Raw genomic sequence first — 13234 nt, 5'->3', positions numbered from 1 at the left:
CCGATGCGGGACCGCAATTTTGATGACATTGCAGAGAAGTTTTCCCGTAACATTTACGGCACCACCAAAGGTCAGCTTCGTCAGACGATCCTCTGGCAGGATCTGGACAAACTTCTTGCCGGCTACGCGGGTCAAACATTGCGTGTGCTTGATGCGGGTGGCGGAGAAGGGCAGACAGCTATTCTGATGGCGCAGCGGGGCCATCACGTTACCTTGTGCGATCTTTCTGCTGAGATGGTGGCGCGAGCGCAACGGGCGGCAGAAGAGCAAGGTGTGAGCGACAACATGCATTTTATACATTGTGCCGCTCAGGACATCCCACAGCATTTGGATTCTCAGGTTGATCTGATATTGTTTCATGCTGTGCTGGAATGGGTGGCCGACCCGCAAGCCGTCTTAAAAACACTGTGGTCGATGTTACGCCCGGGCGGTGCTTTATCGCTGATGTTCTACAATGCAAACGGTCTGTTGATGCGTAATGTGTTGGTCGGTAATTTCGGCTATGTACAGCAGGGAATGTATAAAAAGAAACGGCGCACGTTGTCTCCCGATTTTCCGCGCGACCCTCAGCAGGTCTATGGCTGGCTGGAGGAGATTGGCTGGGAGATAACCGGTAAAACGGGCGTGAGGGTGTTTCATGATTATCTGCGTGATAAACAAAAACAGCATGACTGTTTTGACGCTTTAACAGAAATAGAAACGCGCTATTGTCGCCAGGAGCCGTTTATCAGCCTTGGACGTTATATTCATGTCACCGCGCGCAAACCGCAGATGCAAGGATAATTTATGAGTGAATTTTCCCAGACAGTCCCCGAACTGGTTGCCTGGGCCAGAAAAAATGACTTCTCCATCTCTCTGCCGGTAGACAGACTTTCGTTCCTGCTGGCGGTTGCCACACTAAACGGTGAGCGACTCGACGGCGAGATGAGTGAAGGTGAACTGGTGGATGCGTTCCGCCATGTGAGTGATGCGTTTGAGCAAACCAGCGAAACCATCGGCGTACGCGCCAACAACGCGATCAACGATATGGTACGTCAACGTCTGCTGAACCGCTTTACCAGCGAGCAGGCGGAAGGCAACGCCATTTACCGTTTAACGCCATTGGGAATTGGCATCACGGATTACTATATTCGTCAGCGTGAATTCTCTACGCTACGTCTTTCGATGCAGTTGTCGATTGTTGCAGGTGAACTGAAACGCGCGGCGGATGCGGCAGCGGAAGGCGGCGATGAGTTCCACTGGCATCGCAACGTCTATGCGCCATTGAAATACTCAGTGGCGGAGATTTTCGACAGTATTGATCTCACCCAGCGCATCATGGATGAACAGCAGCAGCAGGTAAAAGACGATATTGCGCAACTGCTGAATAAAGACTGGCGGGCGGCTATTTCCAGCTGTGAACTGCTGCTTTCTGAAACGTCTGGTACGCTGCGCGAACTGCAGGATACGCTGGAAGCGGCGGGGGATAAGCTGCAGGCTAACCTGTTACGCATCCAGGACGCTACGATGACACATGACGATTTACATTTCGTCGATCGGCTGGTATTTGACTTACAAAGCAAGCTTGACCGTATTATCAGTTGGGGTCAGCAGTCTATTGATTTGTGGATCGGCTACGATCGTCACGTGCATAAGTTTATCCGTACCGCGATCGATATGGATAAAAACCGTGTCTTTGCCCAGCGTCTGCGTCAGTCCGTGCAGACCTATTTTGACGAACCGTGGGCGCTGACCTATGCCAACGCCGATCGTCTGCTGGATATGCGTGACGAGGAGATGGTGTTGCGTGACGAAGAGGTCACCGGTGAGCTTCCGGCAGATCTGGAATATGAAGAATTTAACGAGATCCGTGAACAACTGGCGGCGATCATCGAAGAACAGTTGGCTATCTACAAATCCAGACAAACACCACTGGATCTCGGTTTGGTAGTGCGCGAGTATCTGGCGCAATACCCACGTGCGCGTCATTTCGACGTCGCGCGTATTGTTATCGATCAGGCGGTACGCCTTGGCGTAGCGCAAGCAGATTTCACCGGACTGCCAGCCAAATGGCAGCCGATTAATGATTACGGAGCCAAGGTACAGGCGCATGTCATTGACAAATATTGAACAAGTGATGCCGGTAAAGCTGGCGCAGGCGCTGGCGAATCCGTTATTTCCGGCGCTGGATAGCGCCTTACGTTCGGGCCGTCATATCGGTCTGGATGAACTGGATAATCATGCCTTCCTGATGGATTTTCAGGAATATTTTGAAGAGTTTTACAGCCGCTATAACGTGGAATTGATCCGTGCGCCGGAAGGGTTCTTCTACCTTCGCCCGCGTTCAACGACGCTCATTCCCCGTTCGGTCCTGTCTGAACTGGACATGATGGTCGGTAAAATTCTTTGCTATCTCTATCTCAGCCCGGAACGTCTGGCGAACGAAGGGATTTTTACTCAGCAAGAGCTGTATGACGAACTGCTAACGCTGGCTGATGAAGCGAAGCTGCTGAAGCTGGTGAACAACCGTTCAACCGGTTCAGACGTTGACCGTCAGAAGCTCCAGGAAAAGGTTCGTTCTTCGTTAAACCGCCTGCGCCGTTTAGGCATGGTGTGGTTTATGGGCCACGACAGCAGCAAATTCCGGATTACGGAATCCGTCTTCCGCTTTGGCGCGGACGTGCGCAGCGGTGACGATCCGCGCGAAGCGCAGCGTCGCTTAATTCGTGATGGCGAAGCGATGCCGGTCGAGAACCGCCTGCAGCTCAACGATGAGCCTGAAGAGAATCAGCCGGACAGTGGAGAAGAAGAATAATGATTGAACGCGGTAAATTTCGCTCACTTACGCTGATTAACTGGAATGGTTTTTTTGCTCGTACGTTCGACCTTGACGAACTGGTTACCACGCTGTCCGGTGGTAACGGTGCGGGTAAATCCACCACCATGGCGGCATTTGTTACGGCACTCATCCCGGACTTAACGCTGCTGCATTTCCGTAACACCACCGAAGCCGGGGCAACCAGCGGTTCACGTGATAAGGGCCTGCACGGTAAGCTAAAGGCGGGTGTCTGTTACTCAATGCTCGATGTCCTCAACTCGCGCCATCAGCGCGTGGTCGTGGGTGTGCGTCTGCAACAGGTTGCCGGTCGCGATCGCAAAGTGGATATCAAACCGTTTGCCATTCAGGGACTGCCGATGTCGGTGCAGCCAACCCAACTGGTGACAGAAACGCTGAATGAACGCCAGGCGCGCGTGCTGTCCCTCTCTGAGCTGAAAGAGAAGCTTGATGAGATGGAAGGCGTGCAGTTTAAGCAGTTCAACTCAATAACTGATTATCACTCGCTGATGTTCGATCTGGGCATCATTGCCCGCCGCCTGCGCTCCGCGTCTGACCGTAGTAAATTCTATCGTCTGATTGAAGCCTCGCTGTACGGCGGGATCTCCAGCGCCATTACCCGTTCACTGCGTGACTACCTGCTACCAGAAAATAGCGGCGTACGTAAAGCGTTCCAGGATATGGAAGCCGCGCTGCGTGAAAACCGTATGACGCTGGAAGCGATTCGTGTAACCCAGTCTGACCGCGACCTGTTTAAGCATTTGATCAGCGAAGCGACCAACTATGTGGCCGCGGATTATATGCGCCACGCCAACGAACGTCGTATTCATCTCGATAAAGCGCTGGAATACCGTCGTGAGCTGCATACTTCACGCAAGCAGTTGGCGGCAGAGCAGTATAAGCACGTGGATATGGCGCGCGAGCTGGGTGAGCACAACGGGGCGGAAGGCGATCTGGAAGCGGATTACCAGGCCGCGAGCGATCACCTTAATCTGGTGCAAACCGCGCTGCGTCAGCAGGAAAAAATTGAACGCTATGAAGCGGATCTCGAAGAACTGCAGATCCGGCTCGAAGAACAAAATGAGGTGGTTGCGGAAGCCGTTGACCGCCAGGAAGAAAACGAAGCCCGCGCAGAAGCCGCTGAACTGGAAGTGGATGAGCTGAAAAGCCAGCTTGCTGATTACCAGCAGGCGCTGGACGTCCAGCAAACGCGAGCCATCCAGTATACCCAGGCGATCCAGGCGCTGAATCGGGCGAAAGAGCTTTGCCACTTACCGGATCTGACCGCCGACAGCGCTGCCGAATGGCTGGAAACTTTCCAGGCCAAAGAGCAGGAAGCTACTGAAAAACTGCTGACGCTGGAACAAAAAATGAGCGTGGCGCAAACCGCGCACAGTCAGTTCGAACAGGCTTATCAGCTGGTGGCGGCGATCAATGGCCCACTGGCGCGTGGTGAGGCCTGGAGTGTGGCGCGTGAACTGCTACGGGAAGGTGTTGAACAGCGCCATCTGGCGGAACAGGTTCAGCCGTTGCGTATGCGACTCAGCGAGCTGGAGCAGCGTCTGCGTGAACAACAAGACGCCGAGCGTCTACTGGCTGAATTCTGCAAACGTCAGGGTAAACAGTTCGATATCGATGAGCTGGAAGCCCTGCACCAGGAGCTGGAAGCGCGTATCGCCGCCTTGTCGGACAGCGTTTCTTCTGCCAGTGAACAGCGTATGACGTTGCGCCAGGAGCAGGAGCAACTTCAGTCTCGTATCCAGCATCTGATGAAACGCGCGCCTGTCTGGCTGGCCGCGCAAAATAGCCTGAACCAGCTTAGCGAGCAGTGTGGCGAAGAGTTTACCTCAAGCCAGGACGTAACCGAGTATCTGCAACAACTGCTGGAGCGCGAGCGTGAAGCCATTGTTGAGCGTGATGAAGTCGGCGCGCGCAAAAATGCGGTTGATGAAGAGATAGAACGTTTAAGTCAGCCCGGCGGGGCGGAAGATCAGCGCCTGAACGCGCTCGCGGAACGCTTCGGCGGCGTGCTGCTGTCAGAAATCTATGACGACGTTAGCCTTGAAGATGCGCCGTACTTCTCAGCGCTGTACGGACCTTCGCGTCATGCTATCGTGGTGCCGGATCTGTCTCTGATTACCGAACAGCTTGAAGGGCTGACGGATTGCCCGGAAGATCTCTATTTTATTGAAGGGGATCCGCAGTCGTTTGATGACAGCGTGTTCAGCGTCGATGAGCTGGAAAAAGCGGTAGTGGTGAAAACCGCCGAGCGTCAGTGGCGTTATTCCCGCTTCCCGACGGTGCCGATTTTTGGTCGTGCAGCGCGCGAAAGCCGTATCGAAACTCTGCATGCCGAGCGTGAAGGGCTGTCTGAACGTTTCGCCACGCTCTCCTTTGACGTCCAGAAAACCCAGCGTCTGCATCAGGCGTTCAGTCGCTTTATTGGCAGTCATCTGTCGGTGGCGTTTGAAGACGATCCTGAAGCGGAAATTCGCCAACTGAATGGCCGTCGCGTTGAACTGGAACGTGCGCTGACCAATCATGAAAATGATAACCAGCAAAGCCGTATGCAGTTTGAACAGGCGAAAGAGGGAGTATCAGCGCTTAACCGCCTGCTGCCGCGTTTGAATCTGCTGGCGGATGACACGCTGGCCGATCGCGTGGACGAAATTCGCGAGCGTCTGGATGAAGCTCAGGAAGCGGCGCGTTTTGTGCAGCAGCACGGCAATCAGTTAGCCAAACTGGAACCTATCGTTTCTGTTCTGCAAAATGACCCTGAGCAGTTTGAACAGCTGAAGGAAGACTACGCGTATTCCCAGCAAATGCAGCGCGATGCGCGTCAGCAGGCTTTTGCCCTGACCGAAGTGGTGCAGCGTCGGGCGCATTTCAGCTATTCCGACTCTGCCGAAATGCTTAGCGGCAACAGCGATCTGAACGAAAAACTGCGTGAGCGCCTGGAACAGGCGGAAGCGGAACGTACTCGCGCCCGTGAAGCGCTACGCAGCCACGCCGCACAGTTAAGCCAGTACAACCAGGTCATGGCGTCGCTGAAAAGCTCCTATGACACCAAAAAAGAGCTGCTTAACGATTTACAACGTGAACTGCAGGATATCGGTGTTCGTGCGGACAGTGGTGCCGAAGAGCGCGCGCGTATTCGTCGTGATGAACTACATGCGCAGCTCAGCAATAACCGTGCACGCCGTAACCAACTGGAAAAAGCTCTGACCTTCTGCGAAGCGGAGATGGACAACCTGACCCGCAGGCTGCGCAAGCTGGAACGTGATTATTTTGAGATGCGCGAGCAGGTGGTTACCGCAAAAGCTGGATGGTGTGCGGTGATGCGGATGGTGAAAGATAACGGCGTTGAACGCCGCCTGCACCGTCGTGAGCTGGCGTACCTTTCCGGTGATGAACTGCGTTCGATGTCGGATAAGGCGCTCGGTGCGCTGCGTCTGGCGGTTGCAGATAACGAACACCTGCGCGATGTGCTGCGCATGTCTGAAGATCCAAAACGCCCAGAGCGTAAAATTCAGTTCTTTGTCGCGGTTTACCAGCATCTGCGTGAACGTATTCGCCAGGATATTATCCGTACCGACGATCCGGTTGAAGCCATCGAACAGATGGAGATTGAGCTGAGCCGTCTGACGGAAGAATTGACTTCCCGCGAACAGAAGCTGGCGATCAGCTCTCGCAGCGTGGCAAATATCATCCGTAAGACCATTCAGCGCGAACAGAACCGTATTCGCATGCTGAACCAGGGACTGCAAAGCGTGTCGTTTGGTCAGGTAAACAGCGTTCGTCTGAACGTCAACGTACGTGAGACGCATGCTACCTTGCTGGACGTACTTTCCGAACAGCATGAACAGCACCAGGATCTGTTTAACAGTAATCGCCTGACCTTCTCTGAAGCGCTGGCGAAGCTGTATCAGCGTCTGAATCCGCAAATTGATATGGGGCAACGTACGCCGCAAACCATTGGTGAAGAGCTGCTGGATTACCGTAACTATCTGGAAATGGAAGTTGAGGTTAACCGTGGCTCTGACGGCTGGCTGCGAGCTGAATCTGGCGCGCTGTCAACGGGTGAAGCGATCGGGACCGGGATGTCTATTCTGGTGATGGTTGTACAAAGCTGGGAAGACGAAGGGCGTAGATTACGCGGGAAAGATATTTCTCCTTGCCGTCTGCTGTTCCTTGATGAAGCTGCGCGACTCGATGCGCGCTCTATCGCGACCCTGTTTGAACTGTGCGAGCGTCTGCAAATGCAACTGATTATCGCCGCGCCGGAAAACATCAGCCCAGAGAAAGGCACTACCTATAAACTGGTGCGTAAAGTCTTCCAGAACACCGAACACGTTCATGTGGTGGGTCTGCGCGGGTTTGCGCCTCAGTTACCTGAGCCGTTACCTGGCACCGAAGATGCTTCCTCGCAGGCAAGCTAAACAAAAAGGCGGCTAAATGGCCGCCTTCTTTTTTTCCGAAAATTCTCAATACCTGGTGTAATTTCTTTAGACTTCTTTACATTAGGTTAGGCAAAAACTTTTTCATGTTTATATACTAAAGGTAAGCCTAACGCGTCACAGGCTTGCTCGTCATACTTCAGCTTGTATTGGCGTTTTACAGGTCCGACCCCGTTAAAATAAAAGGGGAATACATACGGCCTGGCTACTCAAAGTATGATAAAGAAAACAGGGGGCAAGGGATGTTGCTTAATAAAATGTGTGGTCGTCGGCTGTCGGCAATCAGTTTGTGCCTGGCCGTAACATTCGCTCCACTGTTCAATGCGCAGGCCGATGAGCCTGAAATGATCCCTGGCGATAGCTCAGCGACCGTCAGTGAACAGCCAACAGCGTTATCACAGCCGCAGGTTCAATCTTCCGCGACGGCTATCATGGCGGGTATTCAACCGCTGCCTGAGGGGGTGTCAGTTGATAACGCCCGCGCTGAACTGCAATCTCAACTTCCAGCGGGCTATACGCCGGTTTATATGAGCCAGCTGGAACTGCTGTATGCCGCACGCGAAATGAAACCGATGTGGGAAAATCGTGATGCGGTAAAAGCCTTTCAGCAACAGTTAGCCGAGGTGGCGATTGCCGGTTTTCAGCCGCAGTTTACTACCTGGGTCGCACTTCTGACTGACCCGGCAGTTACGGGCCAGGCGCGGGACATCGTCCTCTCTGATGCGATGATGGGCTATCTGCACTTTATCGCCAACATCCCCGTCAAAGGTAATCGCTGGCTCTATAGTAATAAGCCCTATGCGCTGACGACCCCACCAATTTCCGTGATCAATCAGTGGCAGGTGGCGCTGGATAATGGTCAACTGACTTCGTTTATTGCCAACCTGGCGCCTCAGCATCCACAGTATGCGGCAATGCATGAATCATTGCTCAAGCTGGTGGGCGATACCCGCCCCTGGCCGCAGTTAACCAGTACCGCAACGCTGCGCCCGGGAGAGTGGAGTAACGACATCCCTGCGCTGCGTGAAATTTTGCGCCGCACCGGGATGCTGGAATCCGTTGTCAGTCCGGCTGCCAAAGAAGGTCGTAGCGCTTACGATCGTGAACTTGTTGACGCGGTAAAGCGTTTTCAGACGTGGCAGGGGCTTGGAGCCGATGGCGCGATTGGCCCTGCGACGCGTGACTGGTTGAACGTGACGCCGGCTCAGCGTGCGGGGGTGCTGGCATTAAATATTCAGCGCTTGCGCCTGCTGCCTGGTGAGTTGTCTACCGGTATCATGGTGAACATTCCTGCCTACTCGCTGGTTTATTATCAGAACGGCAATCAGGTGCTGGCCTCGCGCGTGATCGTCGGGCGTCCCGATCGTAAAACGCCAATGATGAGCAGCGCGCTGAATAACGTAGTCGTTAACCCGCCGTGGAACGTGCCGCCAACGCTGGCCCGAAAAGATATCCTGCCTAAGGTCTGGAATGATCCGGGGTATCTTGAGCGTCACGGTTATACCGTGATGCGCGGCTGGAACAGCAAAGAGACGATAGATCCGTGGCAGGTAGACTGGGCTACCATCACTGCCTCCAATCTGCCGTTCCGCTTCCAGCAGGCTCCGGGAGCGCGTAACTCGCTCGGACGCTATAAATTCAACATGCCGAGTTCGGACGCTATTTATCTGCACGACACGCCGAACCACAATCTGTTCCAGAAGGATACGCGGGCATTAAGCTCCGGCTGCGTGCGGGTGAATAAGGCCTCTGAGCTGGCAAATATGCTGCTACAGGATGCGGGCTGGAATGATACACGCATCTCGGATGCCCTGAAGCAAGGGGATACGCGGTACGTGAATATTCGCCAGAATATCCCGGTCAACCTCTACTATCTGACCGCATTTGTTGGCCCGGATGGTCGTACGCAGTATCGTACAGATATTTACAATTACGATCTGACAGCGCGATCCAGTGCACAAATTGTGTCAAAAGCCGAACAATTAATCAGATAAATGAAGCAGTTCGAGGAAAATGATTGTCGTAAGTTATGTTGGAAACGGGGCGAAATGGCTGCAAGCCCCGTATTTCCTGGGGTTGGGAGCCTTGACGTGGACTACTTAGCCAGATAAGGTTTCCTGCGTGCGCTAGAGCATACATACGATAACATTGACCTTGTAGACCTTAATACCATGGACAAATTTGACGCTAATCGCCGCAAACTGCTGGCGCTTGGTGGCATTGCCCTCGGCGCTGCCATCCTGCCTACGCCTGCGTTTGCCACACTCTCTACCCCACGTCCGCGTATATTGACTCTGAATAACCTGCATACCGGTGAGTCAATAAAAGCAGAGTTTTTTGATGGCAGGGGCTATATTCAGGACGAATTAGCAAAACTTAACCACTTTTTCCGTGATTTTCGGGCCAATAAAGTGAAATCCATTGACCCGGGACTGTTTGATCAACTCTTCCGTCTGCAGGGCCTGCTGGGCACGCGTAAACCCGTACAGCTTATCTCAGGCTATCGCTCTATCGATACCAATAACGAACTCCGTGCGCGCAGCCGCGGTGTGGCAAAGAAAAGCTACCACACTAAAGGCCAGGCCATGGATTTCCATATCGAAGGCATCGCATTAAGCAATATTCGCAAAGCTGCGTTATCTATGCGCGCAGGTGGTGTAGGATACTACCCCAGCAGTAACTTTGTGCATATCGACACCGGGCCTGCACGGCACTGGTGATCCATAAGCTTAATGAAACAGGAGCTGTATGAACTATCGTATTATTCCGGTCACTGCATTCGCCCAGAACTGCTCGTTGATCTGGTGTGAGCAGACTCGTCTGGCCGCGCTGGTCGATCCTGGCGGAGATGCCGAGAAAATCAAACAGGAAGTGGATGCCAGCGGTCTGACGCTTATGCAGATCCTGCTTACCCATGGTCATCTTGATCACGTAGGCGCGGCGGCTGAACTGGCACAGCATTATGGTGTGCCAGTTATTGGCCCGGAAAAAGAAGATGAGTTCTGGCTACAAGGACTCCCTGCTCAGAGTCGCATGTTTGGCCTGGGCGATTGTGAGCCGCTGACGCCGGATCGCTGGTTGAATGAAGGCGACCGGGTAAGCGTGGGCAATGTAACGTTACAGGTGCTGCATTGTCCGGGGCATACGCCAGGACATGTGGTCTTCTTTGATGAACAATCAAAGTTACTGATTTCAGGTGATGTGATTTTCAAAGGTGGCGTAGGGCGCAGCGATTTTCCTCGCGGGGATCACAGCCAATTGATTGATTCGATTAAACGTAAACTGTTGCCGTTGGGTGATGACGTGACGTTTATTCCGGGTCACGGCCCTCTTTCTACGCTGGGTAACGAACGGCTACATAACCCGTTCCTGCAGGATGAAATGCCCGTCTGGTAACACTCTGATTAATAAAAAGGCCGCTATTGCGGCCTTTTTTGTGCGCGATAGATTACAGTACTGCGACAATCGCTTCGCACAGCGGCGCCATATTGTCTGGCGTCATCCCTGCCACGTTTACGCGTCCGGAAGCGACGGCATAGACACCAAACTCTTCACGCAGGCGCAGAACCTGCTCTTTGGTCAGGCCGCTGAATGAGAACATGCCGTTCTGTTTGATGATAAAGCTGAAGTCGCGGTTTGCACCTTTCTCCTGCAGCGTATTCACGAACAGTAAACGCATGCGCTGAATGCGTTGGCGCATATCAGTCAGCTCTTGTTCCCAGATGGCGCGCAGTGCGTCGTTGCTCAGAATCGTGGCGACTACGGATGCGCCGTGTGCTGGTGGGTTGGAATAGTTAGCACGAATGGCGGATTTCATCTGGCTAAATGCACGGTCGACGGTTTCAGCATCGGCAGCCACCAGCGTACAAGCACCTACGCGCTCATTGTACAGACCAAAATTCTTGGAATAGGAGCTTGCGACGATCAGCTCTTTGTGCAGCGCTGCAAATGCGCGCAGACCTTCTGCATCTTCTTCCAGACCGCGGGCAAAGCCCTGGTATGCGAAGTCAAACAGCGGCAACCAACCTTTTTCGACAGAAAGCTGAGCCAGCGTTTGCCACTGCTCCAGCGTAGGATCGATACCGGTTGGGTTATGGCAGCAGCCGTGGAATAACACCACGTCGCCAGCCTGCGCTTCGCTGAGGCTTGCCAGCAGCGCATCAAAATCTAATGAGTGATTCGCCGCATCGTAATAGTTGTATTCACGAACCTCCAGACCGGCAGAGTTAAAGACACTCTTATGGTTTGGCCAGCTAGGATTGCTCACCCATACGCGTTTAGCTGAGGTGTTTTTAGCCAGGAAATCAGCTGCCACACGCAATGCGCCAGTGCCGCCAGGGGTCTGAGCTGTACGTGCGCGTTTGTCGTTGATAAGCGAACTCTCTTTACCAAACAGTAATTCCTGAGTGCAGCGACCAAACTCTGGAATACCGTCGATGCCAAGGTAATTTTTGGTGGTTTCATTTTCCAGTATATATTGCTCGGCTTTTTTAACGCTGGTCAGTACCGGCGTTTTGCCTGTCTCATCTTTATATACACCGATCCCCAGGTTTATTTTTCCAGGGCGGTCATCGGCACGAAACAAATCAGCCAGACCCAAAATGGGGTCGGCAGGAGCGGCAGTAATGTTCTCAAACATGACGAGGTTCCATAGTGATAACAGAAGGGAAGTCCGCTATCAGGTTAACGGTAGATTTACAAAATGCCAACCGTTACTGACGAAAAGCTGAGGTGTTTTTTTAAGACGCAAGAATCCGCTAGCAGAGATAAAAAAACAGGACCGAAGTCCTGTTTTTTAGGCATTTAACAAAGAGGTCTGCTATTAGAACTGGTAAACGATACCCACTGCAACGGTGTCGTCAGAGCCTACGCCCAGTTTGTTGTCAGAATCGATCTGGTTGATGATGTAATCAACATAGGTGGACATGTTTTTGTTGAAGTAGTAAGTCGCACCCACTTCGAAGTAGTTCACCAGATCTACGTCGCCGATTCCTTCGATGTCCTTACCTTTAGATTTGGTATAGGCGAGGGACGGACGCAGGCCGAAGTCGAACTGGTACTGAGCAACCAACAGCACGTCTTCAGTTTTGTTAGCATAACCGTTAGAGATACGGGTTGCGTTACGGGTTTCGCTGTAGTTCGCTGCCAGGTAAATGTTGTTCGCATCGTACTTAACACCGGTCGCCCACTGCTCAGCTTTCGCGCCGCGGCCATAGGCCAGCTGCTCTTGCGCGTTGGTACGGTCAGCTGCACCGTAAGCACCGACGATACCGAAACCATCCATTTCGTAGCTTACGGAACCGCCAACGCCGTCGCCGTTAGAACGGGTTGGGCTGCTAGAGCGTTCGTTTTTACCCAGGTACTGTACAGCGAAGTTCAGGCCTTCAACCAGACCGAAGAAGTTAGAGTTACGGTAGGTTGCGAGACCGCCGTTACGCTGGGAGAAGAACTGGTCAGAAGCAGCGGTATCACCACCGAATTCTGGCAGCATATCGGTGTAACCCAGAGCATCGTATACAACGCCGTAGTTACGACCGTAATCGAAGGAGCCTGCGTCACCAAATTTCAAACCAGCAAACGCCAGACGGGTTTTGTTGCCTTTCTGGGCATCGTCACCGCCTTCTGCGTTATTGCCGCTGAACTGGTATTCCCACTGGCCGTAACCGGTCAGTTGGTCGTTAATCTGAGTTTCCCCTTTGAAACCAAGACGGGCATAGGTCTGATCGCCGTTAGGCGCGTAGGCGTTATCACCGTTGTGCTTGGAAAAATAGTGCAGACCCACAGCTTTACCGTAGATGTCTACTTTGTTGCCATCTTTGTTATAAACTTCTGCAGCGTTAGCTGCCCCGGCTACCAGCAGAGCAGGGATAACCACTGCCAGAATATTGCGCTTCATCATTATTTATTACCCTCATCGGTTTTTATATGACACCTGCCACTGCCGCCAATAAATTCCGTCAAT

General features: G+C 53.0%; 9 protein-coding genes. 7 read left to right on the top strand and 2 right to left on the bottom strand.

Annotated elements, in window-relative coordinates:
• Positions 1–3: 3 nt before the first annotated feature.
• The 7 genes from cmoM (at position 4) to WHR59_RS15505 (ending at position 10668) form a co-directional block, all read left to right on the top strand.
• A complete protein-coding gene (gene cmoM / locus WHR59_RS15535) occupies positions 4–783 on the top strand; it encodes a tRNA uridine 5-oxyacetic acid(34) methyltransferase CmoM (RefSeq protein ID WP_047412311.1) in 780 nt (259 codons plus the stop codon).
• Positions 784–786: 3 nt separating this feature from the next.
• Complete coding sequence (gene mukF / locus WHR59_RS15530) at positions 787–2109, top strand: chromosome partition protein MukF (protein WP_043015768.1); 1323 nt, start codon at positions 787–789, stop codon at positions 2107–2109.
• Entirely contained in the window at positions 2090–2794 is a 705-nt protein-coding gene (mukE, locus tag WHR59_RS15525; RefSeq protein WP_016152457.1) for a chromosome partition protein MukE, read from the top strand. The genes mukF and mukE overlap by 20 nt, the downstream gene beginning before the upstream one ends.
• A complete protein-coding gene (gene mukB / locus WHR59_RS15520) occupies positions 2794–7254 on the top strand; it encodes a chromosome partition protein MukB (RefSeq protein ID WP_338843281.1) in 4461 nt (1486 codons plus the stop codon). Before mukE ends, mukB begins: the two co-directional genes overlap by 1 nt.
• Positions 7255–7514: 260 nt before the next feature.
• Positions 7515–9266, top strand: a complete 1752-nt coding sequence (gene ldtD / locus WHR59_RS15515) for a L,D-transpeptidase (protein WP_043015770.1) — start codon at positions 7515–7517, stop codon at positions 9264–9266.
• A 177-nt stretch (positions 9267–9443) separates the two neighbouring features.
• The gene (locus WHR59_RS15510) at positions 9444–9992 is read left to right on the top strand and encodes a YcbK family protein (RefSeq protein WP_003831948.1); all 549 of its coding nucleotides are present in this window, start codon (positions 9444–9446) and stop codon (positions 9990–9992) included.
• 28 nt (positions 9993–10020) lie between these two features.
• Positions 10021–10668 carry an MBL fold metallo-hydrolase gene (locus WHR59_RS15505; protein WP_003035823.1) on the top strand — a complete coding sequence of 216 codons (648 nt, stop codon included), beginning with the start codon at positions 10021–10023 and terminating at the stop codon, positions 10666–10668.
• A gap of 52 nt (positions 10669–10720) precedes the next feature.
• Here WHR59_RS15505 and aspC read toward each other — a convergent pair whose 3' ends face one another.
• Positions 10721–11911 (bottom strand): aspartate transaminase, encoded by a 1191-nt coding sequence (gene aspC / locus WHR59_RS15500; protein WP_043015771.1) that lies wholly within the window; start codon positions 11909–11911, stop codon positions 10721–10723.
• A gap of 183 nt (positions 11912–12094) precedes the next feature.
• Positions 12095–13171, bottom strand: a complete 1077-nt coding sequence (gene ompF / locus WHR59_RS15495) for a porin OmpF (RefSeq protein ID WP_075144922.1) — start codon at positions 13169–13171, stop codon at positions 12095–12097.
• Positions 13172–13234 lie beyond the last annotated feature (63 nt).

The sequence above is a fragment of the Citrobacter europaeus genome, from assembly GCF_037482245.1.
GTDB lineage: Bacteria > Pseudomonadota > Gammaproteobacteria > Enterobacterales > Enterobacteriaceae > Citrobacter > Citrobacter europaeus.
The sequence above is the reverse complement of the archived record's forward strand: the minus strand, read 5'-3'. Positions and strand labels throughout refer to the sequence as shown.

Bases quoted from the DNA above. Each gene is read 5' to 3' on its own strand.
- ompF (WP_075144922.1), bottom strand. From the start codon at position 13,171: ATGATGAAGCGCAATATTCTGGCAGTGGTTATCCCTGCTCTGCTGGTA.
- ldtD (WP_043015770.1), top strand. From the start codon at position 7,515: ATGTTGCTTAATAAAATGTGTGGTCGTCGGCTGTCGGCAATCAGTTTG.
- WHR59_RS15505 (WP_003035823.1), top strand. From the start codon at position 10,021: ATGAACTATCGTATTATTCCGGTCACTGCATTCGCCCAGAACTGCTCG.
- mukE (WP_016152457.1), top strand. From the start codon at position 2,090: ATGTCATTGACAAATATTGAACAAGTGATGCCGGTAAAGCTGGCGCAG.
- aspC (WP_043015771.1), bottom strand. From the start codon at position 11,911: ATGTTTGAGAACATTACTGCCGCTCCTGCCGACCCCATTTTGGGTCTG.
- mukF (WP_043015768.1), top strand. From the start codon at position 787: ATGAGTGAATTTTCCCAGACAGTCCCCGAACTGGTTGCCTGGGCCAGA.
- cmoM (WP_047412311.1), top strand. From the start codon at position 4: ATGCGGGACCGCAATTTTGATGACATTGCAGAGAAGTTTTCCCGTAAC.
- WHR59_RS15510 (WP_003831948.1), top strand. From the start codon at position 9,444: ATGGACAAATTTGACGCTAATCGCCGCAAACTGCTGGCGCTTGGTGGC.
- mukB (WP_338843281.1), top strand. From the start codon at position 2,794: ATGATTGAACGCGGTAAATTTCGCTCACTTACGCTGATTAACTGGAAT.